The 22,946-nt window shown below is 38.0% G+C and carries 20 protein-coding genes and 1 tRNA gene; 9 read left to right on the top strand and 12 right to left on the bottom strand.

The window, feature by feature from the left end; genetic code table 11:
• Positions 1-110 precede the first annotated feature (110 nt).
• Positions 111-1,259 carry an acetylornithine deacetylase gene (gene argE / locus ACFFHT_RS00995; RefSeq protein WP_382372622.1) on the bottom strand — a complete coding sequence of 383 codons (1,149 nt, stop codon included), beginning with the start codon at positions 1,257-1,259 and terminating at the stop codon, positions 111-113.
• Positions 1,260-1,339: 80 nt separating this feature from the next.
• Between argE and argC the strand changes: the two genes are divergently transcribed.
• The 3 genes from argC to argH all read left to right on the top strand — a co-directional run bounded on the left by argC (position 1,340) and on the right by argH (position 4,564).
• Entirely contained in the window at positions 1,340-2,347 is a 1,008-nt protein-coding gene (argC, locus tag ACFFHT_RS00990) for an N-acetyl-gamma-glutamyl-phosphate reductase (RefSeq protein WP_382372620.1), read from the top strand.
• Positions 2,348-2,349: 2 nt separating this feature from the next.
• Positions 2,350-3,123, top strand: a complete 774-nt coding sequence (argB, locus tag ACFFHT_RS00985) for an acetylglutamate kinase (protein WP_382372773.1) — start codon at positions 2,350-2,352, stop codon at positions 3,121-3,123.
• Between the two features lie 67 nt (positions 3,124-3,190).
• The gene (gene argH / locus ACFFHT_RS00980; RefSeq protein WP_382372619.1) at positions 3,191-4,564 is read left to right on the top strand and encodes an argininosuccinate lyase; all 1,374 of its coding nucleotides are present in this window, start codon (positions 3,191-3,193) and stop codon (positions 4,562-4,564) included.
• A 50-nt stretch (positions 4,565-4,614) separates the two neighbouring features.
• Here the strand turns inward: argH and ACFFHT_RS00975 are convergent, their stop codons facing one another.
• Entirely contained in the window at positions 4,615-5,514 is a 900-nt protein-coding gene (locus tag ACFFHT_RS00975) for a LysR family transcriptional regulator (protein ID WP_382372617.1), read from the bottom strand.
• Positions 5,515-5,647: 133 nt separating this feature from the next.
• Between ACFFHT_RS00975 and ACFFHT_RS00970 the strand changes: the two genes are divergently transcribed.
• On the top strand, positions 5,648-6,169 hold the full coding sequence (locus ACFFHT_RS00970; RefSeq protein ID WP_382372615.1) for an SRPBCC family protein: 522 nt from the start codon (positions 5,648-5,650) through the stop codon (positions 6,167-6,169).
• Positions 6,170-6,388: 219 nt separating this feature from the next.
• Here the strand turns inward: ACFFHT_RS00970 and ACFFHT_RS00965 are convergent.
• A tRNA-Sec gene (locus ACFFHT_RS00965) sits at positions 6,389-6,483 on the bottom strand.
• A 128-nt stretch (positions 6,484-6,611) separates the two neighbouring features.
• On the opposite strand from ACFFHT_RS00965, the gene selA reads away from it, so the two are divergent.
• The gene (gene selA / locus ACFFHT_RS00960; RefSeq protein WP_382372613.1) at positions 6,612-8,003 is read left to right on the top strand and encodes an L-seryl-tRNA(Sec) selenium transferase; all 1,392 of its coding nucleotides are present in this window, start codon (positions 6,612-6,614) and stop codon (positions 8,001-8,003) included.
• A complete protein-coding gene (gene selB / locus ACFFHT_RS00955) occupies positions 8,000-9,844 on the top strand; it encodes a selenocysteine-specific translation elongation factor (protein WP_382372611.1) in 1,845 nt (614 codons plus the stop codon). The genes selA and selB overlap by 4 nt, the downstream gene beginning before the upstream one ends.
• Positions 9,845-9,917: 73 nt before the next feature.
• Here the strand turns inward: selB and phoR are convergent, their stop codons facing one another.
• The 8 genes from phoR to uvrD form a co-directional block, all read right to left on the bottom strand.
• Positions 9,918-11,216, bottom strand: coding sequence for a phosphate regulon sensor histidine kinase PhoR (gene phoR / locus ACFFHT_RS00950; protein WP_382372609.1), 1,299 nt, complete (start codon positions 11,214-11,216; stop codon positions 9,918-9,920).
• 5 nt (positions 11,217-11,221) lie between these two features.
• On the bottom strand, positions 11,222-11,911 hold the full coding sequence (gene phoB / locus ACFFHT_RS00945; protein WP_382372607.1) for a phosphate regulon transcriptional regulator PhoB: 690 nt from the start codon (positions 11,909-11,911) through the stop codon (positions 11,222-11,224).
• A 70-nt stretch (positions 11,912-11,981) separates the two neighbouring features.
• The gene (gene pstB / locus ACFFHT_RS00940) at positions 11,982-12,758 is read right to left on the bottom strand and encodes a phosphate ABC transporter ATP-binding protein PstB (RefSeq protein ID WP_382372606.1); all 777 of its coding nucleotides are present in this window, start codon (positions 12,756-12,758) and stop codon (positions 11,982-11,984) included.
• 6 nt (positions 12,759-12,764) lie between these two features.
• On the bottom strand, positions 12,765-13,622 hold the full coding sequence (pstA, locus tag ACFFHT_RS00935; RefSeq protein ID WP_382372604.1) for a phosphate ABC transporter permease PstA: 858 nt from the start codon (positions 13,620-13,622) through the stop codon (positions 12,765-12,767).
• Entirely contained in the window at positions 13,622-14,572 is a 951-nt protein-coding gene (pstC, locus tag ACFFHT_RS00930) for a phosphate ABC transporter permease subunit PstC (RefSeq protein ID WP_382372602.1), read from the bottom strand. The genes pstA and pstC overlap by 1 nt, the downstream gene beginning before the upstream one ends.
• Before the next feature lie 81 nt (positions 14,573-14,653).
• Positions 14,654-15,694: a phosphate ABC transporter substrate-binding protein PstS gene (gene pstS, locus ACFFHT_RS00925; protein WP_382372600.1), complete on the bottom strand. Its 1,041-nt coding sequence runs from the start codon at positions 15,692-15,694 to the stop codon at positions 14,654-14,656.
• 162 nt (positions 15,695-15,856) lie between these two features.
• Entirely contained in the window at positions 15,857-16,702 is an 846-nt protein-coding gene (gene rpoH / locus ACFFHT_RS00920) for an RNA polymerase sigma factor RpoH (protein ID WP_382372598.1), read from the bottom strand.
• A gap of 129 nt (positions 16,703-16,831) precedes the next feature.
• Positions 16,832-19,000, bottom strand: coding sequence for a DNA helicase II (gene uvrD / locus ACFFHT_RS00915; RefSeq protein WP_382372772.1), 2,169 nt, complete (start codon positions 18,998-19,000; stop codon positions 16,832-16,834).
• Positions 19,001-19,118: 118 nt separating this feature from the next.
• Between uvrD and ACFFHT_RS00910 the strand changes: the two genes are divergently transcribed.
• Entirely contained in the window at positions 19,119-19,934 is an 816-nt protein-coding gene (locus ACFFHT_RS00910) for a shikimate 5-dehydrogenase (RefSeq protein WP_382372770.1), read from the top strand.
• 51 nt (positions 19,935-19,985) lie between these two features.
• Here the strand turns inward: ACFFHT_RS00910 and ACFFHT_RS00905 are convergent, their stop codons facing one another.
• Positions 19,986-20,987, bottom strand: coding sequence for a LacI family DNA-binding transcriptional regulator (locus ACFFHT_RS00905; protein WP_382372596.1), 1,002 nt, complete (start codon positions 20,985-20,987; stop codon positions 19,986-19,988).
• Positions 20,988-21,150: 163 nt separating this feature from the next.
• Between ACFFHT_RS00905 and ACFFHT_RS00900 the strand changes: the two genes are divergently transcribed.
• Together ACFFHT_RS00900 and idnO are read left to right on the top strand one after the other, a co-directional pair.
• Positions 21,151-22,173 carry a zinc-binding dehydrogenase gene (locus ACFFHT_RS00900; RefSeq protein ID WP_382372594.1) on the top strand — a complete coding sequence of 341 codons (1,023 nt, stop codon included), beginning with the start codon at positions 21,151-21,153 and terminating at the stop codon, positions 22,171-22,173.
• Positions 22,174-22,175: 2 nt separating this feature from the next.
• Positions 22,176-22,940, top strand: coding sequence for a gluconate 5-dehydrogenase (gene idnO / locus ACFFHT_RS00895; protein ID WP_382372592.1), 765 nt, complete (start codon positions 22,176-22,178; stop codon positions 22,938-22,940).
• The last annotated feature ends 6 nt before the right edge of the window (positions 22,941-22,946 follow it).

Below are 22,946 nucleotides of genomic sequence, written 5' to 3'. Positions count from 1 at the left end.
ATTTTTTAAATGGTGTAGTAAATAAAAACGTCATATTTTTCTACTTCTCCACCTTATTGGCAACAACTTAGGTGGTAATTTTATTTATACCACCTAAGTAAATGGAGAAATTATGCACAAAAATGTTGGACTAATTTTTTCAATAAATCTCGTGTTGGCTGAATAAATTCTGCAGCTAAAAACTCATCAGGTTGATGTGCTTGTTCGATAGAACCAGGGCCTAACACTAATGTAGGACAAAGCTGTTGGATAAATGGTGCTTCAGTACAGTAATTTGCTGAAACACAAGGTTTACCTAATAGTTTTTCGACCACCGCAACAATTTCTGCTGTGTGAGAGCACTCATAACCTGGAATACCATCGTGTAGATGTTTCACTTGAATGAGATCACCATATTGTTCAAAGAGTGGTTGCAATTTTTCTTGAATCATTTCATCTAATGATTCTAATCCCATATTCGGTAGTGGACGAATATCAAATTGTAATTCACAACATCCACAGATTCGGTTTACTGCATCACCACCATGAATTGAACCAAAGTTCATTGTTGGATAAGGGACGGCAAAGAAATCATTATGGAATTTTGTTTTTAATTCATTGCGTAATTGCATTAAATGGGTAGTGGCTTGATGCATAATTTCAATCGCATTAATTCCTTTATCTGGATCACTGGAGTGACCAGAACGTCCAATTACGGTAACTGCATCACCAAAATGTCCTTTATGTGCCCGCACTGGTTGTAGGGAAGTTGGCTCACCAATAATGGCGCAATCAGGGCGAATCTCGGCGTGTTGTGCAAAGGTTCTTGCTCCTAACATAGTGGTTTCTTCATCGGCCGTCGCTAAAATGCGTAATGGTTTTTGTAATTTGGTTAAATCCATTGTACGCAAGGTATCTACAATAAAAGCAAAGAAGCCTTTCATATCGGCTGAACCTAAACCATAAAAACACCCTTCTTTTTCGGTTAATTTAAAGGGATCAAATTGCCAACCTCCTGCGTCAAAAGGGACGGTATCGGTATGACCTGCTAACAATAAACCACCTTCGCCACTGCCATAAGTTGCTAACAAATTGTATTTATTGTTAGAACCTTTAATTGGCAAAATATCTACTTTAAAACCAAGATCTGTTAGCCAGTTAGCTAATTTTTCGATTAAAGGTTTATTACTATGATCTAATTGAGGATTATCTGTACTACTAATGGTTGGGATTTCGATAAGTTGTGAATATAAAGAGAGAAAATCTGGAAGATTTGCCATAAGTACCTCAAAATAAACATTGATTTAAATAAAATAATTATGCAAAATATTAGCATAATTAATCACTATTTTTATCTGTTATGCTAAAAACACTTATCATCGGTGCGAGTGGCTACACAGGTGCAGAACTCGCAAAAATTCTTACCAAACACCCTAATTTTGAACTCTGTGGGCTATATGTTTCGGCAAATAGTCTGGATAAAGATAAACCTATTTCTGAGATTTATCCACAACTAAAAAGTCTTGTTGAACTCCCACTCCAACCTTTACCAGACGATCTAAACTCATTAGCTAAAACAGCAGATTGTGTCTTTCTAGCTACGGCACATGAAGTAAGCCATCAACTTGCACCAATTTTCTTAGCAAATCAATGCAAAGTGTTCGATCTTTCTGGCGCCTATCGTGTTAATCAAGCTGAGTTTTATACAAAATATTATGGCTTTGAGCATCAATACCCTGATTTATTAGCAAAGGCGGTTTATGGATTAGCTGAATGGAATGAAGCCAAAATCAAACAATCAGATTTAATCGCTGTGGCAGGCTGTTATCCTACGGTTTCACAACTTTGTCTAAAACCTTTAATTATCAATGATTTATTAGATGAGGGACAACTCCCCGTCATTAATGCAGTGAGTGGGGTAAGTGGTGCAGGTCGTAAAGCAAGTTTAACCACGAGTTTCTGTGAAGTGAGTTTAAATCCTTATGGTGTATTCACTCATCGTCATCAACCAGAAATTGCCACTCATCTTGGACGTGAAGTCATTTTCACCCCGCATTTAGGTAATTTTAAACGTGGAATTTTGGCAACCATTACTGCAAAATTAAAAGCAGGAATAACAGCAGAACAAGTTCAAGCTGCCTTTACACAGGCCTATCAAGATAAACCTTTGGTTAGATTGTATGAGCAAGGTTTCCCAAGCATTAAAGCGGTTGAATTTACCCCATATTGCGATATTGCATTTGCAATTAAAGATCAACATATTATTGTCGTTGGTGCAGAGGATAATTTATTGAAAGGTGCAGCAGCACAAGCGGTACAATGTGCCAATATTCGTTATGGCTTTGACCCGATTTTAGGATTAATTTAATGATGAAACCGTTAATTATTAAAGTGGGTGGTGCATTATTAGATACCCCACAAGCAATGCAGAATTTAGTCACTACACTAGCCGAATTTAAGCAAACACAACAACGAGATATTGTCATTGTGCATGGTGGGGGCTGTATCGTTGATGAATTAATGCAACGTTTGCAACTGCCAGTACGCAAAAAGCAAGGATTACGCATTACTCCACCTGATCAAGTAGAAATTATTACTGGTGCATTAGCAGGTATCGCTAACAAAAAATTAGTTGCTACTGCAAAAGTCGCTGGATTAAATGCAGTTGGGTTCAGTTTAGGCGATGGTGATTTAACTGTAGCAACACAGCTCGATCCTGAGTTAGGTCATGTCGCAAACGTCGCACCTGCACAACAAACATTATTAACCAGTTTATTGCAAAGTGGATTTTTACCGATTATCAGTTCGATTGCGATTGATGAAAAAGGACGATTAATGAATGTGAATGCCGATCAAGCAGCAACGGCAATTGCGACACTATTGCAAGGTGAATTAGTTATGTTGTCTGATGTTGATGGTGTTTTAGATAAACAAAAAAATCTAATTCCAGCGTTAAATTCATCACAAATTCAACAATTAATAGATGATCAAGTTATTACAGATGGTATGATTGTCAAAGTCAAAGCAGCATTAGTTGCTGCACAAGCATTAAACCAACCTGTGGAAATTGCAAATTGGAAAAAAACAGATAAGTTAGCCGATTTATTCGCAGGTCAGCGTATTGGTACAAGAATCCAGCCTTAATTTTAGAGGCTTTTGTTTAATTTAATTCCGCCTTTTATGGGCGGATTCATTTTTTATTGAGGTAATTATGGCACTTTGGGGCGGTCGCTTTACTCAAGCGGCGGATCAACGTTTTAAAACCTTTAATGATTCATTACGTTTTGACTATCGTTTAGCACAACAAGATATTGACGGCTCAATTGGTTGGTCGAAAGCATTAGTGAATGTAAATGTTTTTACTGCAGCAGAGCAAAAGCAAGTTGAAGCTGCATTACTTGAATTAAAAGAGTTAGTTACAAATAATCCAGAAATTATTTTACAAGATGATGCGGAAGACATTCATAGCTGGGTTGAAAGTAAACTGATTGAGAAAGTTGGCGATTTAGGTAAAAAATTGCACACTGGCCGTAGCCGTAATGACCAAGTTGCCTTAGATATTAAATTATGGTGTAAACAAGAGATTACCTCATTACAACAAGCGATTCGTCATCTGCAAAGTCAGCTTATTTTTACTGCAGAAAATAACCAAAATACCGTGATGCCAGGCTATACCCATTTACAACGGGCTCAGCCAATTTCATTTGCACATTGGTGTATGGCTTATTTTGAAATGTTAGAACGTGATTTTTCTCGCTTAGCCGATGCGTATCGCCGTTTAGATACCTGTCCTTTAGGTTCTGGGGCATTAGCAGGTACGGCTTATGCAGTGGATCGTGAACAATTAGCCCAAGACCTTGGCTTTACTCGTGCAACACGCAATAGTTTAGACAGTGTTTCTGATCGTGATCACATCATTGAATTGCTCGCTACCGCATCATTAAGTATGGTACATCTTTCTCGCTATGCAGAAGATTTAATTATTTTTAATAGCGGTGAAGCTAACTTCTTAGAATTATCCGATCGTGTTACATCAGGTTCTTCTTTAATGCCACAAAAGAAAAACCCTGATGCGTGCGAATTAATTCGTGGTAAAGCAGGACGTGTCATTGGTGCGTTAAATGGCATGTTAGTTACCGTAAAAGGTTTACCTCTAGCGTATAACAAAGATATGCAAGAGGATAAAGAGGGCATTTTTGATGCGTTAGATACATGGCACGCTTGTTTAGATATGGCAGCTTTAGTATTAGAAGATATTAAAGTTCATCATGAAAAAACACGTAATGCGGCGCTTAAAGGTTATTCAAATGCCACTGAATTAGCAGACTATTTAGTCGCAAAAGGTGTTCCATTCCGTGATTCACACCATATTGTTGGCGAAGCGGTGGTCTATGCAATTAGCAAATCTAAGGCGTTAGAAGAGTTACGTGTTGACGAATTTAAACGTTTTAGTGATGTAATTAGTGAAGATGTTTATGCCATCTTGTCATTAGAATCTTGCTTGAATAAACGCTGTGCGAAAGGTGGGGTTTCACCACAACGTGTTGCGGAAGCGATTGCCGAAGCGAAGCAGTTGATTAAATAACTATTTGTTGTAGATGTTGCTTAGTGTCCATCAACACTAAGCAATATTTTTCAATCCTGACAAGCCTCAACTACTTTCTCGCGTAACCATTGAAATGCTGGATCACGATGGGTACGTTCGTGCCAAACTAGCATCTTTGAAAATCCTTGGATTTCTAGTGGTGGTTCAAATAATTTAATTCGGTCAAGATTCGTTACTAGGCGTTTGGGAACTACGGCAAGTAAATCGCTATGCTGTAATATTTCAGGTAATACAATAAAATTTTGAACGGATAGTACGACATTTCTTTTTAAACCTAATTTTGTAAGCGCTTCATCCGTAATACCAGTAAAATGACCGCCATAATAAGAAACCAAGGCTTGATCTAATTGACAAAACTGTTTAAGAGAAAGTTTTGATTGCTTGGCAATAGGGTGATCGCTACGCACAGCACAGACATATTGTTCATCATATAAATGTTTAGCATAAACATCAGGTGCTTTAAAATCAGGCGTAACAATAGCAAAATCAATAATATTTTGTTCTAACTGTTTTTGAACTGAGCTATCAAGAATAGCTAATACTGCAACCTTAATATTAGGTGCTTGTTGTTTGAGTAACTGTAAGAATGGAACGATTACTGCACGCATTGAATAATCGGTACAAACAAATCGTACTGTCATTTCTGCTGTTTTAGGATCAAAATTGGTTGGCTGTAGTAATAATTCTGCTTCAGATAAAATATTTTTCACCTTAGGTGCTAATTCTAATGCTCGATTGGTTGGCTGTACGCCTCTCTGGACTCTAACAAATAGTGGATCATCAAAACTTTCCCGTAAACGCATTAATGCTCCACTCATTGCTGGCTGGGTTACAGATAATTTTTGTGCTGCTTTACTTACACTTTTTTCTTCAATTAAGGTATTAAACACTTTAAGTAGATTCAAATCGAGTGTTCGCAAATTTTTCATTATGACCTCTTAATCACTATCGTTAATATCATTAGAAGTGATACTAAATATATTGAGAACTAATTTAACTTGTATTTTAGGCTTGATTATACTGAGCAAAGCATAGATTAGTTTTAGCTAGAAAAGGAGTTTTATGCAAAATTCAATTAATTGGCCAAAAGATTATACACCTGGTTTTACCGATAACTTCTCTTCAAATGAAGTGATTGTTGCTGGGTTGAGTACGGCTGATGTTTGGCAATATTTAAATGATAGTAAATACTGGCCTCAGTATTACAGCAATATTGCTGATATTCGTTTTTATAATGATTATCAAGGTACAACTCTCTATCCTAATGCACGTTTTTTCTTTAAAACATTTGGTTTTCCGATTGAAGCGGAAATTACTGAATATGTTGAACCAAGAGCAGGTCAACCAGCACGTATCTCGTGGCACGGTTGGGCAGGTACAGAAGGCGAAGATGATCGTTTAGATGTGATTCATGCGTGGTTAATCGAGAATTTAGAGGGTGGACGAGTTCGTATTCTGACGCAAGAATCCCAAAAAGGAAAACCTGCTCAAGAATTAGCTACTACTGTACCAAATCCAATGATTAATGGACATCAAGAGTGGCTAGATGGCATTGTGCGTAGTGCAAAAACAATTAAAAATTAGTAAAAAGAGAGTTTTTAATAAATTAATATCAACGATATAAAGGAGGTAAGTATAAATAGAGCATCATTAAATAATAAAAATTAGATTACTCATTCATTCTGTGTTTAAGTGGCAGCTATTTTTTTTAGGGAAAATAGCTGTTTATTTTTAAAAGTATTCAATATCAATATTATTTAAAGGGACTAATATAGAATGAAGGAGAGTTGATACTTTAATAGCTGGCGGAAGGTCATGGGAGTTGAACCCACCCAAGACTGCTGGCAGCCTTAACAGGATTTGAAGTCCTGCCGCCTCACCGGAAACGACGACCTTCCATAAATGATGATTTTTAAATGATACCCTACATAAATCAGGATATGGCATAAAAAGCGGGTTCATTTTACTGAATTTTTTCGATAAAAACAGTATTATTTATCGCACACTTCATTATTAGGAATTCGTTATGTCTGCGTTGTATCGCCAACTTCCAGCTATTGACCGTTTATTAAAAACAGAATTAGGTTCAGATTTAGTCGTTACCTTTGGGCATAGTGCCGTGGTACAAATGATGCGTGAACAGTTACAACTCGCACGTGATTTCATTAAACAACAGCAGCAATTACCGCATTTCTGTCAGACAGACACAGATTTTATTCAATATATTGAGCAACAACTACAACAGCAACGCCAAGTTAAGATCCAGCCAGTACATAATCTTACTGGTACGGTGTTGCATACGAATCTTGGACGTGCAATTTGGGCAGAAACGGCACAACAAGCGGCATTACACGCTATGCAACAAAATGTTGCACTTGAATTTGATTTAGCCCAAGGGAAACGTGGACATCGTGATCAAGCGATTAGTGAGTTAATCGCTCGCTTAACTGGCGCAGAAGCGGCTTGTGTGGTCAATAATAATGCCGCTGCGGTGTTATTAATGTTAGCCACTTTTGCACAAGGCAAAGAAGTGATTATCTCTCGTGGTGAACTGATTGAAATAGGTGGTGCATTCCGTATTCCCGATATTATGGCGCAAGCTGGTTGTAAATTAGTCGAGATTGGTACGACTAACCGCACCCATTTACGTGATTATGCACAAGCAATTAATGAAAATACGGCGTTATTATTAAAAGTACATAGTAGCAACTATCAAATTATGGGTTTTACTGCGAGTGTCAGTGAAGAAGAATTAGTTGAACTTGGACGAGAAAAAAATATTCCCGTTATTACGGATTTAGGCAGTGGTGCATTAATTGATTTTCGCCAATATGGCTTACCTTGCGAACCACAAGTTCAAGCAAAAGTTGCGGCGGGCGTAGATTTAATCTCTTTTTCTGGCGATAAATTATTGGGTGGTCCACAAGTAGGTATTATTGTTGGGAAGCAAGCATTAATCGATCAATTACAACACCATCCTCTCAAACGTGTCTTACGTTGCGATAAAGTGATTTTGAGCGGTTTAGAAGCAACATTGCGTCTTTATTTAGAACCTGAAAATTTGACGCACACCTTACCAACGTTGCACGCCTTAACTCAAGATCTCACTACTCTCCAGCAACAAGCAGAACAATTACAACAAGCATTACAACACAAGCTCGCAGCAGGCTTTATCATTCAAGTGGAAACAAGTTATGCACAAATTGGTAGTGGTTCACAACCTACTGCAAAAATCCCTTCTTGTGCAGTAACGTTACAAGCAAAAAGTGGTAAAGCTGAGGATCTCTATCGCTTAGTCGCCCAATTTAAAGCCTTATCACAACCGATTATTGGCAGAATTGAAGCAGATAAAATTTGGCTAGATTTACGTAGCGTTGCCAATTTAGCAACACTTTTAACAACGGTGAACGAATTATGATTATTGTTACAGCAGGTCATGTTGATCACGGAAAAACTACCCTATTACAAGCCTTAACAGGCACGAATGCTGATCGCTTACCAGAAGAAAAAAAACGAGGTATGACAATCGATCTGGGTTATGCTTATTTACCAATAGAGGATAAGGTATTAGGGTTTATTGATGTGCCTGGACACGAAAAATTTCTCTCCAATATGTTAGCTGGCTTAGGTGGTGTCGATTATGCCATGTTAATGGTGGCAGCAGATGAGGGCATCAAACCTCAAACGATTGAACATCTTAATATTTTAAAACTCCTACAATTTAAACAAATCATCTTAGTGATCACTAAAGCCGATCGTGTTGAATCATTTCAACTCTCACAATTATTACAACAGATCGAGCAGCAATATCCGTTTTTATTACAAACGCCTTATTTCATTACCTCTGCCACAACAGGGGAAGGTATTGATAAATTGCGTCATTATCTTAGCCAATTAACCAATGTAGCAACACAAGATAAACCTTTCCGTTATGCGATTGACCGAGTATTTAATGTAAAAGGTTCAGGATTGGTGGTTACGGGAACGGTTTTTAGTGGCAAGGTAAAAGTTGGTGATGAAGTTTATCTTTCTGCAACGCAACAAACGGTTCGAATCAAAGGGATCCATGCACAAAATCAACCAGCAGAACAAGGGATTGCAGGGCAACGAGTCGCTTTAAATTTAGCGACAGAATTGGATAAAGAAGCGATAACACGAGGGGATTGGTTAAGTGGGTTAACAACATGTTATGCGACAGACAGAATAACTGTTACCCTACAAACTGCGCAACCAATTAACGATAATCAAGCTGTTCATATTTATCATGCAGCACGTCATACGATAGGGAAATTGTCGGTATTAGTGCGCTTACCTGAAACCATCTTAGCCGAAGTTACCTTGGAACAGCCTTTATTTATGGCGGTAGAAGACAAATTGATTTTACGTAATGGTGATGATCAACAAACCTTGGCGGGTGCAAAGGTTTTAGAAATCAACTCGCCAAAACGTTATAAACGCACGCCAGAACGTTTTGCCTATTTACAAAAATTATTAATGAGTTCAAACGCAGGGCAGAGAATTGGTCATTATTTACAGCAACAAGCCTTGCCAGTAGCACAAATTCAATGGATAGAACAATTAACTGCCGAGCAGCTTGCACAATTACAGCAACAAGAAAAGTTACAGAGCTATCGTGAATGGATTTATTCTTCCAATTACCAACAGTATCAACAAAAATTAATGCTTTCCGCATTAGCGACATTCCACCAGCAACATCAAGATCAGTTAGGTGTAAGTAAAGCACGTTTATGGCGAATGTCAGTGTTAACGCAACCTATGCCATTAATGTTCCATTTTATTGAACAGTTAATTGCTGCCAAACAGCTGCGTCAAACGAATGGATGGTTACATCTACCAGAACATCAAATTACCTTCTCTGCAGCAGAAGAGGTATTATGGAAAGCGGTAGCAGCTGAATTTGCCAAAACCAATCAACCCATCTGGGTACGAGATATGGCAACAACGTTGGCGATTGATGAAGATGAAATGCGCCGTTTTATGTATAAAGCGGGCAAAATGGGGTTACTAATGCCGATTGTTAAGGATAGATTTTTCCGTCAAGAAGATATCCAACAATTTGCTGCATGGCTAAAACAATATCTCTTACAACATGGAGAAATCTCAGTGAATGAGGTGCGTGATCATTTCCAATTTGGGCGCAAACTAACGGTACAATTAATCGAATACTTTGATCGCTCAGGTTTTTTACGCCGTAAAGGAAATGTGCATCTATTGCGTGATCAGGATTCATTTATGTGATAGGGATAGATATTCTAGAATATTAAAAATATTGGCTTAATGAGCTTATACATTAAGCCTTTTATTTTATCTGTTATTGTGGTGTAACTAAGAGATCATCTTTGATGACAAATGCAAATTCGCTGCCTTTCCCGACTTCACTTTGAATTTCTAACACGGTGTGATGTTGCTCTAAGGCGTGTTTCACGATTGCCAAACCTAAACCACTGCCGCCCGTTTTATTACTGCGAGATTCATCAACGCGATAAAAACGTTCGGTTAAATGGACGAGATGTTGGGTTTCGATACCGATACCGTCATCTTGGACGCTAAAACGGACACCTTGTTTACATGGATGTAAGTTGATATGAATCGTTGCTTGATCACCTGCATGACGAATAGCGTTATAAATAAGGTTGGATACCGCACTTTGTAATTGATGTTCATCGCCCATAATTTTGATGTTAGGTGTGACATCAAAAATAATGTGTTGCTGTTCGTGGTTGATAATGTCGGTATTCTTTTGGAAAGAGAGGACTAATTGCGAGAGATCGACAACTTCGTGTTCGGCATTATTAATATTCTCAATTTTAGCGAGTAAAGAGAGTTGTTGTAGTAAATTCGCCATCCGTTGACTTTGTTCTTTCATCGCTTCAATCGCTTTTTGTTGCAGTAATGGATTATCAAGGTCACAATCTAACATTTCTAAATAGCCTTGCAGCACAGTTAATGGTGTGCGTAATTCATGGTTCATATTGGCAAGAAAGGTTTGACGTGAATGCATCAAGCGAATAAAGGAGGTCACATCTCGTGCCACAATCAAATAGGATTCACTATCGTAACTATTGAGGTTAAATTCGATATAACGTTTGTTGTGTGTTAATAAAACGAGTGGACGATTGCGTTTACTTAAGCGAGGTTGGCTAAAGTAGTGTTTAAATTCTGGGTAGAAGATCACTTTAAAGATGTTCTTGTCACTTTTTTTATCCCAAACAAACTCAAACATCTCTTGTGCGACTTGGTTACACCAAGAGATATCGCCGTTATGTTCACAAATAATAATTGCATCAGGTAGATATTGAATATTTTTATTTAATTTAGAGAGTAAGCGTAAGGTTTTGATTTTCTCTTTGCGTGAACGTTGATTGTAATAGGCTGCCGTTTGTGAAATATGTTCAATCGCAGTGAGTTTTTTAAGCTGTTTTGAAGGTTTATTAGGATTGAGTAATTCTAATAAGCGGAATTCATTGTAGTGATGCCAGATTAATAGCAGGATTAAAAAAATAATGAGCCAAAAATAGAAGTTTTCCGAAAATAAACTAAAAATAAAGGCAGTAAAGACGACCAGTAATGTTTCAAGAATCAGATGTTTAAGCGAGATATTTAGCTTCATTCAATTTAATCCTGAAAATGGTTAGAGAAACGGTAACCGAAACCTCGAACCGTTTGAACATAGCGATCACATTGATATGGTTCCAAGCTACGCCGTAAACGGCGGATATAGGAATCAACGGTACGATCTTCGACATAAATATCGTTGCCCCAGATAAAGTCTAGGAGTTGTTCTCGTGAATAGACTTTTTCTGGATGTGTCATAAAGAAATGCAATAAACGGTATTCAGTTGCACTTAACTCAATAAGCTGATCATCGTAGGTGACACGTTGTGCTTTTTCATCGAGTAGCAGATTATCCATACTAATAAGATGACTTGGTGGATCATAACTACGTCGCCACAATGCCTCAATGCGGGCAAGGAGAATTTTTGGGGAAAAGGGTTTAGTTATGTAGTCGTCGGCACCTGCATTTAAACAGGTAATACAATCCTCTTCTGCACTGCGTGCGGTTAGCATAATAATTGGGATTTTTGCGGTTTCTTCCTGTTTTTTGAGATAGTCAATAAACATAATGCCAGGACGACCAGGAAGCATCCAATCTAACAGGATTAATTCGGGATTTTCTGCCATTTTGTTGACAGCACTTTGGTAATCTTCTGCTTCAATAACTTCATATTGTTGCTTCATAAGATAGAGCGCAATCATTTCACGGATCGCACGTTCGTCTTCTACTACTAAAATTTTTCCAGCCATAGTGATATCGTTGAGTGTAAATGTCGGATGGGTATCCGACATTGCTGCAATTATGTACAAAAATTGTTTATCAGCCCATTTTACCTTTAATGTAATCTTCTGTCCGTTGATATTTCGGTTTATCAAAGATTTTCTGGGTTTCGTCAAACTCCACTAATTCACCAAGGTACATATACGCCGTGTAATCAGAACAACGGGCAGCTTGTTGCATATTATGCGTCACAATTACCACGGTGTAATCGTGTTTCAATTCGGTAATTAACTCTTCAATTTTCATCGTCGAAATTGGGTCAAGCGCAGAACAAGGCTCATCGAGTAATAATACTTCAGGTTTTACGGCAATGCCTCGTGCGATACATAAGCGTTGTTGTTGACCGCCAGAAAGACTATCACCACTTTGGTTAAGTTTATCTTTAACTTCATTCCATAGTGCAGCTTTGGTCAATGCCCATTCAACACGATCATTTAATTCTGATTTTGGCAGCTTCTCAAATAAGCGAATTCCAAATGCAACGTTATCATAAATCGACATCGGGAATGGTGTCGGTTTTTGGAAAACCATACCGACTTTAGAACGAATAATGGCAATATCAATATCGGTAGTTAATAGGTTTTCTTTATCTAAGTTAATTTCTCCCGTCGCATATTGGTTCGGATAGAGTTCAAACATACGGTTAAAAGTACGCAATAGCGTTGATTTGCCACAACCTGATGGACCAATAAAAGCGGTGACTTTATTTTTGGCGATTTGCATATTGATATTTTTTAGTGCGTGGAAATCACCATAGTAGAAATTAAGATTATTGATGGTTAGTTTTGCTTCTACATTGTTCGGTAATTGATTCATAAGTAGTTATCCTTGTTTATTATGTTTCTTTGAGCAAGTACGGGTGATGATATTGAGCGATAACACAAATAAAGTAATTAAGGTTGCGCCTGCCCACGCTAAATTATTCCAGTCTTCAAATGGACTGGCTGCATATTGGTAAATGACAACAGGTAAGTTAGCCATTGGGGCATTCATATCAAATGAGGTAAATTGATTAGAGAGTGCCGTAAAGAGTAATGGGGCGGTTTCACCAGAAATTCGAGCCACAGAGAGTAATACTCCTGTTAAAATCCCAGAACGTGCAGCACGATAACAGATCATGGTGATGACTCGCCATTGTGGACAACCTAAAGCTGCAGCGGCTTCACGTAAATTATTTGGTACTAAATTCAGCATACTATCCGTTGTTCTTACCACAACAGGAATGACTAACATCGCTAATGCTAATGAACCTGCCCAACCTGAAAAGTGTTTCACTTGGGAAACATAGATGGCATAGATAAATAACCCGATAATAATTGATGGTGCAGATAAGAGAATATCGTTGAGAAATCGGGTGATTTTAGCGATTCGGGTATAACGTCCATATTCACTAAGATAGGTTCCTGCCAGAATACCAACTGGAGTGGCAATTAAGGTGGCCACTGCAACCATTAAAATAGAACCGATAATGGCGTTAATTAAACCACCTGATTCATTTGGGGCTGGAGTTGGCTTAATAAAAAGTTCAAGTGATAACGCTGGTACGCCCTTTAAGATTAGCGTTGATAAAATCCATACTAACCAAAATAAGCCAAAAACAACTGCTAGATAAGCCAACCCTAGCATAAAACAATTTTTAATTTTACGTTGATAGAAACGTTGATTTTGGTGCTGTTTCATTATTTTCTTCCCTCATTTTTTGTCATACGCATGACTAATAGACGTGCGCCAGCAAGGACGATAGTAGTGATTAGGAAGAGGATTAAGCCTAATTCCATTAAGGAGGATTTTTGTAAACCGCCTGCTTCGTTAAATTCATTTGCAATGGCAGAAGCGATAGACGTGGATGGAGAGAAAATGGAATCTGGTAATTGGAAGGCATTCCCAATGACAAAGGTCACTGCCATTGTTTCCCCTAATGCACGACCAAGACCTAACATAATACTGCCGATAACGCCTGTTTTGGTGTAAGGTAGAATGACTTTCCAAACGACTTCCCATGTAGTAGAACCTAAACCATACGCAGATTCTTTTAACATCGGTGGCACGACACTAAAAACATCACGCATCACAGAAGCGATGAATGGAATAATCATAATGCCTAGTACTAAGCCAGCTGTAAATAAACCAATACCGAATGGTGCGCCCGCAAATAAGATACCAACAAAGGGCAAATCGCCTAAACATTCAATTAAATAAGGTTGTACATATTCTTGAAATAATGGGACAAAAACAAATAATCCCCACATCCCGTAAATAATAGAGGGAATCGCAGCAAGCATTTCTACGGCAGTCCCGATAGGGCGTTTTAACCATTCTGGCGAGAGTTCGGTTAAAAAGGTGGCAATACCGAATGAAATAGGGACTGCAATTAGGAGAGCGATTCCCGCAGAGATAAGTGTTCCAATAATGGGTACTAATGCACCGTAATGTTCTTGTACTGGATCCCAGTCATTTGTCCAAAGAAATTTAAGATGGAATTTGCTGATCGAATCCCAACTTCCCACGATTAATGAGATTAAAATGGCACTTAACACTGCAAACACGAGAAGTGCAAAAAAACGTGTAGTATATTTAAACGCCCTTTCTAACCAGGCATGATTTAAACATTTATTATCTAATTTATGCATCGTATCGATCTCGATGTGTTGTAAGTAAAGACTGCAAACCATCCATGGTTCACAGTCTTTGGGGGTATAGCTAATTTATTATTAGTACAATGATTTACCTTGTGCGTCTTTTACATCTGAACTCCAGCGAGCTTTGATTTGTGAAACTACACTGTCAGGTAATGGCACATAATCTAGTTGTAATGCAGCATCTTTCCCGTTTTTGAATGCCCAATCGAAGAATTTGAATACGTTTTTAGTATTTTCTGCATTCACTGCATTTTTGTGTAATAAGATGAAACTTGCTGCAGTAATTGGCCAAGATTGATCACCTGGTTCGTTAGTTAAGACCACGCCCATACCTGGGGCACTGTTCCAATCCGCATTGGCAGCAGCAGCCATAAAGCTGTCGCGTGATGGTTGCACAAATTTACCAGCGGCATTTTGGAGAGATACCCAAGCAAGTTGATTTTGTTTTGCATAAGCGTATTCAACATAACCAATAGAATATTTTAATTGTTTAACGTAAGCTGCAACGCCTTCGTTACCTTTTCCACCTTGACCGACTGGCCATTTAACAGATTTACCTTCGCCCACTTTTTCTTTCCATTCTGGAGAAACTTTAGAGAGGTAGTTAGTCCAACCAAAGGTTGTACCAGAACCGTCAGAACGGCGGACGACTAAGATATTTTTTTCAGGCAATTTTTTGCCTTTATTCAATGCAACAATCGCAGGGTCATTCCATTTGGTGATTTTGCCTAAGAAAATATCAGCCAATACTGGGCCTGAAAGTTGTAATTCACCTGCTTTTACTTCAGGAATATTTACTACTGGAACAGTTCCGCCGATAATCGCTGGGAATTGTAATAATTGATGTTGTTCTAATGCGTCTGGTTTCATTGGGTCATCTGATGCACCAAAATCAATTGTTTTGGCAATGATTTGTTGTTGACCACCACCTGAACCGATAGATTGATAGTTAACTTTATTTCCTGTTTCTTTTTCGTAAAGTCCAGCCCATTTTGCATAAATTGGGTAAGGGAATGAAGCGCCTGCACCTGTGATTTCAGAAGCATTCGCTTGAGAAAGGATTGGTAATGAAACGGCTAAAACGGCAAGTTGTTTAAGCACTTTAGATAGCATATTTTTCTCCTCATTAGGTAATTAACTTTCTACGGCGAGCAGTTTAATCAGCAAATATGACAGAATGATGACAATTACGAAAAAATGTGAGGAGAAGAGAGAAAAAATAAGCCCACAATATAAACGGCAAATGTGGGCCTATTTCAGGGGGTTAGATTTAGATTAGAACGTTACCGCATTTCTTAATTTTTTCAATGCGTTGTTTTCTAATTGTCTAATACGTTCAGCAGATACACCGTAGTGATCAGCTAATTCTTGTAAAGTTGCTTTATTGTCGTCTAACCAGCGAGTTTGAATGATATGACGACTTCTATCATCTAATTGCTCAAGTGCTTCAGAGAGCTGTTCCGTTGCTTGACTTTCAAAGTTTTCATCTTCTAGGTCAGCTGCAAAGTTAGAACTTTTATCTTCTAAATACAGTGCTGGTGCATACGCATCTTCGGCATCATCAACTGGCAAATCATATGCCATATCGATACCACTCATACGTGATTCCATTTCTTGGACATCTTCTGGCGATACACCAAGTTCATTTGCAACCATATCAACTTCACTTGCGTTAAACCAACCTAAACGTTGTTTGGTTTTACGTAGATTAAAGAATAATTTGCGTTGTGCTTTGGTTGTTGCAACTTTCACAATACGCCAGTTACGTAATACATATTCGTGAATCTCAGCTTTGATCCAATGAACCGCAAACGAAACTAGACGCACACCAACTTCTGGGTTAAAACGTTTAACCGCTTTCATTAAACCAATATTACCTTCTTGGATTAAATCGGCTTGTGGTAAACCATAACCTGAATAGCCACGTGCGACATGAATTACAAAACGTAAGTGAGATAGAACTAATTTTTTAGCTGCATCAACGTCTTGATGGTAATACAAACGTTCTGCAAGCTCCTTTTCTTCTTCTGCGGTCAGCATCGGATATTCGTTTGCTGCTCGGATGTAAGCCTCTAAACTACCTTGTGGAACAAGCATCATGCTTTGCATTTCTTTTGTCATTATTACCTTCTTAATTAAATAATTCGTTACCGTTATAGCACAGTTACAATCTAATGTAAAAAAAGCGTGCTTTTGGAACGCTGCTTCGACACATTATAATGCAAAAAGTTTCATATGGATCTGAAAAGATCACAATTTTTCTAAATTTGCTAATTTTGCAATCAGCCATTTGATCCCTAAATTTTGGAAGGCGACTTGTAAGCGAACATTTTGATCGCTACCCTCTACATTGATCACCGTACCATAACCAAATTTTGCGTGTTTCACTTTTTGTCCCATTTTCCATTCTTGATTGTTTAATAATGGCTTCGCAGAACCGACGGCTTCACGGTTAATCGCACGAGTTACCGTACCACGCAAACGGATCTCTTGAATATTTTCTTTTGGTAACTCATTGATAAAACGGGAAATAATCCGTTTCTCTTCTTGTGAATAGAGGCGGCGTTGTTCCGCATAACACAGTGTTAATTTTTTCTTTGCTCGGGTAATCCCGACATAAGCTAAACGGCGTTCTTCTTCAATGCCTTGCACATCATTACTCGATGCACCACTTGGGAATAAGCCCTCTTCCATACCAACAATAAAGACGCGATCAAATTCCAATCCTTTCGATGAGTGTAAGGTCATTAAATCAATACAGGCTTGATGTGGAGCGGCTTGTCCTTCTCCTGCTTCTAAGGAAGCATGGGTTAAAAAGGCTAATAAATCGCTCATCTCTTCAGCTTCATCAGGCTTTTGGAAATCACGTGCAGCAAAAACTAACTCTTCTAAGTTTTCTAAACGCACTTCTCCTTTTTCGCCTTTCTCATTTTGGTACATCTCTTGTAAACCAGAATGTTTGATCACAAATTCAGTTTGTTCCGCCAAAGGCATATATTCAGTATCAGATGCTAACGCATTAATTAATTCAATAAAGCGTAGTAATGCGGCAGACGCTCGTCCTTGGACTAATTTTTGTTCAATCGCAAAATGTGCTGCTTGCCAAAGTGTCGTTGTATTTTGACGAGCGATTTGACGCAAGATATCGACCGTCCGATCACCAATTCCTCTTGTTGGCGTATTGACGACACGTTCAAAGGCAACATCATCATGTCGATTCGCTATTAAGCGTAAATAACCTAAAGTATCTTTAATTTCTTGGCGCTCAAAGAAACGTAAGCCACCATAGATACGATAAGGTAAACCTGCTTGTAATAAGGCTTCTTCTAAAATGCGAGATTGGCGATTACTACGGTATAAAATGGCACATTGATCATAACTGCCACCCTCTTCTACCCACTGTTTTATTTGCGAGGTAACAAAGCGAGCTTCGTCTTGTTCATTAAAGGCTTGGTAAATGCCAACAGGTTCGCCTTTATTACCTTCCGTCCATAAATTTTTTCCTAAGCGTCCTTCATTATTGGCGATTAAGACGTTAGCCGATTGCAGAATATTTTCTGTTGAACGGTAGTTTTGTTCTAAGCGAATGGTTTGGGCTTGATAGTCAGTTAAAAAACGATGAATATTTTCAATTTGTGCACCACGCCAACCATAAATAGATTGGTCATCATCACCAACAATCATCACCTTGCCAGTTTGTCCTGCTAACAGTTTTACCCATGCATATTGGATATTGTTAGTATCTTGAAACTCATCAACCAAAATATGTTGGAAGCGTTGTTGATAGCGTTGCAAAATCAAGGGTTTCTTTAACCAAAGCTCGTAAGTACGCAGTAATAATTCAGCAAAATCAACTAAGCCAGCACGATCACAAGCATCTTGATAAATTTTATAAATTTCTACCCATTTCCGTGATTCTTTATCTTTTGTTTCAATTTGCTCAGGACGTAATCCGAGGTCTTTTTTGCTATTGATAAACCAGCAAGCCTGTTTTGGTGGATATAGCCCTTCATCAATACTATACGATTTAATCAAGCGTTTAATTAAGCGTAATTGATCTTCAGAATCAAGAATTTGGAAATCTTGTGGTAAGCCCGCATCTAACGCATGGCGGCGTAATAAACGATGTGCCAAACTGTGGAAAGTCCCGACCCACATACCAAAAGGGGGTTGTAGATGATCTTTTAATAAGGATTCAATCCGATGACGCATTTCGGCAGCGGCTTTATTGGTAAAGGTTACTGCCATAATAGAGGCTTCACTCACATTTTCTACACCAATTAACCAAGCAATCCGATAGGTTAACACTCGTGTTTTGCCACTGCCTGCCCCAGCGAGAACTAAATAGTTTCCTAGCGGTGCAGCTACGGCTTCACGTTGTCGATCATTTAAGCCATCTAAAAGTTCGGAGAAATCCATCATTATCCTTTCCATGTTGTGGTTTTAGCAAATGCGCCAAATTATAACATCAAATATCGACTTAAATTGGGTTAGTGCTAAAATCACGCCCGATTAATCATTAAGGAGTAACAGTATGATCATCAATAAAGATACTCAACTTTGTATGTCATTGGCTGGCAGACCCGGCAATTTTGGCACACGTTTTCACAACTATCTTTATCAAAAACTGGGATTAAATTTTATTTATAAAGCATTTACAACGAATGATATTGAGCACGCAGTGAAAGGGGTTCGGGCATTAGGTATTCGTGGTTGTGCAGTATCAATGCCATTTAAAGAGAGTTGTATGCCATTTTTAGATGAAATTGCGGAATCGGCTCAAGCGATCGAATCAGTTAATACGATTGTGAATACGGATGGTTATTTGAAAGCATACAATACAGACTATATTGCGATTGTGAAATTAATTGAAAAATACCATTTAACCCCAAATAGCAACGTGATTGTACATGGTAGTGGTGGAATGGCAAAAGCTGTGGTCGCGGCATTTAAAAATTCAGGATTTACTGATGTGAAAGTGTATGCACGAAATGCGACAACGGGAACTTATCTCGCACAATTATATGGTTATCAATATATTGATGCTTTAACAGATCAAGCCGCAGATATTTTAGTGAATGCCACTCCGATTGGAATGAGTGGTGGTAAAGAGGAATTTAACCTTTCTTTTCCATTATCTTTAATTGAGCAAGCGAAAGTCGCTTTTGATGTGGTGGCATTACCAGTAGAAACTCCATTTATTCAAACCGCTCAACAACAAGGCAAGCAAATTATTTCTGGTGCGGAAGTGGCGGTATTACAAGCCGTTGAGCAGTTTGAACTTTATACAGGGATTCGTCCAGATGAAGATTTAATTGCCGAAGCTGCAGCCTTTGCAAGAGCAAATAATTAAACAAAGTTGAGGTAGAACCTAAATAGGTTCTATCTTATTTTCTAATAAAAATTAAGCACTTTGCCGGCGAATAAATTTAAACGGTAATTCGATCGTTTGCTGTTCTGGTGTTTGTCCAGATAAAAACTGGATCAAGGTTTGTGCACCCAGTTTACCAATTTCAAAACGTGGGGTGGCAATAGTGGTTAATGTTGGATTTAATACTTTGGCAAAATCTAAATCATTAAAACCAACAATATCTAAATCTTTACCTACCTTAATTCCTCTACGAGAACACTCCATGATAGCGCCAGCTGCAATATCGTCATTCACAAAGAAGATTGCATCGGTATCGGGCCATTGGTATAAAATTTCAATTAATGCTTCTGCGCCACTCACGAAAGAAGTTTTTCCTTGTACGGTGAAATGTCGATCTGTAGGGAGATTATGAGCAGTTAATACGTCTTCCCATGCCATTTTTCTTAATAAAGCACGGCTATCTAACCAAGAAGAACAGAGGGCAATATGTTGGCGTTGTTTGTCATTCACTAAAAAACGAACTAAATATTCTGCAGCGGCATACTGATTAATCCCAATATTGGCAAGAAAATGAGGATTTTCATAGATATGCATTAATTCTATTGTTGGAATATGTGCAGTATTTAATAGATCGATAGTTTTTTGTGTGTGGTATGTTTCGGTAAGAATAAATCCATCAACATTTTGCTGCATATATTTTTCAATAATGCGTTGCTCTTCTAGTGGAGTATAAGAGAAATCACTAATTAATAAGTTGTAATTATATTGATCACAAATTTCTTTCACACCATCAATCACTTCTTTAAACACATCATTACTGAAAGAAGGAATTAATAACACAATAGAATTGGTCGAAGAGGAGGCCAATGATTTTGCAATGCTATTAGGTATGTAATTCATTTTCTTACACATTTTTTCTATTCTTGTGCGCATTTCTTGTGAAACAAGAGAAGGATTATTAATTCCTCTAGAAACGGTGGATTTATTCACGCCTAAAGCTTTTGCAATGTCATCTATGGTGGTGCGTCTTTTCATAAAAAATAGGTCAAGTCATTTATTTTTAGCAGGCAGTATTCTATCTGAAATCATTCTTTTTTTGAAACTGATCACAGTTTAAACAAAAACTGATTGCAAGTTAAATATAAAAATAATACTTTTTAGGCAACCGGTTGCATAAGAAGATAAAGAGAGGTGTGAAATGGTGCAACAAATTCAATCAAAATGTATTAAGGTCTCTGGAGCTCATCAAATTCAAATTACAAATACAGAGATAAAACCAATATATCCTAATGATATTATTGTAAAAATAATAAGAGGAGGCATCTGTGGTTCAGATATTCACTATTATAATGAAGGAGGGATTGGTAATTTTAGTTTAAAACATCCTATGATTTTGGGGCATGAAGTTGTTGGTTTTTTAGAAGATAAAAAGCAATCGGTTGCAGTAAATCCAAGTAAACCTTGTTTGCATTGTAAGTTTTGTTTAAGTGGAAAATCTAATCAATGTTTAAATATGCGTTTTTTTGGGAGCGCTATGTTAAACCCTCATGTGGATGGTGGGTTTTCACAATATGTCGTTGTAAGAGATGATCAGGTTATTCCTTATGATAATAAGATTCCTAGCAAGGTCATGGTTTTTGCTGAACCTTTAGCAGTTGGTATCCATGCAGTTAATCAAGCAGGTTCTTTAGTCGGCAAAAAAGTTTTAGTGACTGGATGTGGCCCGATAGGTTCATTATTGATAGCAGCTTGTAAACAAGCTGGTGCAGTGGAAATCGTTGCTGCAGATATTCAACCTTCTTGTCGTGACAGCGCAATGCAAATGGGCGCGACTTCAACAATTAATCCATTGGATAACCATGAAGAATATTTTGCAGATAAGGGTTATTTTGATGTGAGTTTTGAAGCATCAGGCGCGGTAAGTGCGATTCATTTTGCCATTGATGCAACAAAAGCAACAGGAACGATTGTTCAAATTGGTATGGCAAAAGGTGATGCACCAATTCCAGTAACTAAGTTTTTAGCTAAAGAATTGACTTATAAAGGTGCTTTCCGGTTTACCAATGAATTTGAAGTTGCTGTACGTTGGCTAGAACAAGGTCTAATCAATCCATTACCACTGTTGTCGCATGAATTTTCCTATAAAGATGCAGAAGAAGCATTACAAACAGCAGGCGATAAAAGTAAAGCAATCAAAGTGCAATTAACATTTGAGGAATAGTTATGAAAGATCTTTTTGATTTACAAGGAAAGAGAGCGCTGATTACAGGATCAACCAGAGGGATTGGATTTTTATTGGCAACAGGTTTAGCCGAATATGGCGCAGAAATCATTGTTAATGGGACAAATGTAGAGCGAACAGTAGCAGCGGCAAATGCGTTAAAAGAAAAAGGCTTTAAAGCGCATGCAGTTCCTTTTGATGTAACGAATAAAGCTGAAATTGAGAAAAACGTTGCCATGATTGAACAACAAATCGGCCCTATCGATATTTTAATTAATAATGCAGGGATTCAACGCCGCCATCCGATTCTCGAGTTCCCAGAACAAGATTGGGATAGTGTGATTAACACTAACCAGAAAGCGGTGTTCTTAATGATTCAAGCCGTAGGAAAATATATGGTTGAGCGTAAAGCTGGGAAAATCATCAATATTGGATCCATGCAGAGTGAATTAGGTCGAGATACGATTACACCGTATGCAGCATCAAAAGGTGCGGTGAAGATGATCACTAGAGGAGCATGTGTAGAACTTGCTCGTTATAACATTCAAGTGAATGGTATTGCACCAGGTTATTTCAAAACTGAAATGACGAAAGCATTAGTCGAAAATCAACAGTTTACACAATGGTTATGCCAGAGAACACCGGCTAATCGTTGGGGTGATCCTGGTGAATTAATCGGCGCAGCAGTATTCCTTTCTTCAAAAGCCTCTGATTTTGTCAATGGCCATCTGTTGTTTGTTGATGGTGGTATGTTAGCGGCTGTCTAAACAACT

Origin of the sequence: Gallibacterium melopsittaci, assembly GCF_042433085.1 — a bacterium.
GTDB classification, from domain to species: Bacteria; Pseudomonadota; Gammaproteobacteria; order Enterobacterales; family Pasteurellaceae; genus Gallibacterium; species Gallibacterium melopsittaci.
The sequence above is the reverse complement of the archived record's forward strand: the minus strand, read 5'-3'. Positions and strand labels throughout refer to the sequence as shown.

Coding starts and splice junctions, on each gene's coding strand:
- argE (WP_382372622.1), bottom strand. CDS start 1,259: ATGGCAAATCTTCCAGATTTTCTCTCTTTATATTCACAACTTATCGAA.
- argC (WP_382372620.1), top strand. CDS start 1,340: ATGCTAAAAACACTTATCATCGGTGCGAGTGGCTACACAGGTGCAGAA.
- argB (WP_382372773.1), top strand. CDS start 2,350: ATGAAACCGTTAATTATTAAAGTGGGTGGTGCATTATTAGATACCCCA.
- argH (WP_382372619.1), top strand. CDS start 3,191: ATGGCACTTTGGGGCGGTCGCTTTACTCAAGCGGCGGATCAACGTTTT.
- ACFFHT_RS00975 (WP_382372617.1), bottom strand. CDS start 5,514: ATGAAAAATTTGCGAACACTCGATTTGAATCTACTTAAAGTGTTTAAT.
- ACFFHT_RS00970 (WP_382372615.1), top strand. CDS start 5,648: ATGCAAAATTCAATTAATTGGCCAAAAGATTATACACCTGGTTTTACC.
- selA (WP_382372613.1), top strand. CDS start 6,612: ATGTCTGCGTTGTATCGCCAACTTCCAGCTATTGACCGTTTATTAAAA.
- selB (WP_382372611.1), top strand. CDS start 8,000: ATGATTATTGTTACAGCAGGTCATGTTGATCACGGAAAAACTACCCTA.
- phoR (WP_382372609.1), bottom strand. CDS start 11,216: ATGAAGCTAAATATCTCGCTTAAACATCTGATTCTTGAAACATTACTG.
- phoB (WP_382372607.1), bottom strand. CDS start 11,911: ATGGCTGGAAAAATTTTAGTAGTAGAAGACGAACGTGCGATCCGTGAA.
- pstB (WP_382372606.1), bottom strand. CDS start 12,758: ATGAATCAATTACCGAACAATGTAGAAGCAAAACTAACCATCAATAAT.
- pstA (WP_382372604.1), bottom strand. CDS start 13,622: ATGAAACAGCACCAAAATCAACGTTTCTATCAACGTAAAATTAAAAAT.
- pstC (WP_382372602.1), bottom strand. CDS start 14,572: ATGCATAAATTAGATAATAAATGTTTAAATCATGCCTGGTTAGAAAGG.
- pstS (WP_382372600.1), bottom strand. CDS start 15,694: ATGCTATCTAAAGTGCTTAAACAACTTGCCGTTTTAGCCGTTTCATTA.
- rpoH (WP_382372598.1), bottom strand. CDS start 16,702: ATGACAAAAGAAATGCAAAGCATGATGCTTGTTCCACAAGGTAGTTTA.
- uvrD (WP_382372772.1), bottom strand. CDS start 19,000: ATGGATTTCTCCGAACTTTTAGATGGCTTAAATGATCGACAACGTGAA.
- ACFFHT_RS00905 (WP_382372596.1), bottom strand. CDS start 20,987: ATGAAAAGACGCACCACCATAGATGACATTGCAAAAGCTTTAGGCGTG.
- ACFFHT_RS00900 (WP_382372594.1), top strand. CDS start 21,151: ATGGTGCAACAAATTCAATCAAAATGTATTAAGGTCTCTGGAGCTCAT.
- idnO (WP_382372592.1), top strand. CDS start 22,176: ATGAAAGATCTTTTTGATTTACAAGGAAAGAGAGCGCTGATTACAGGA.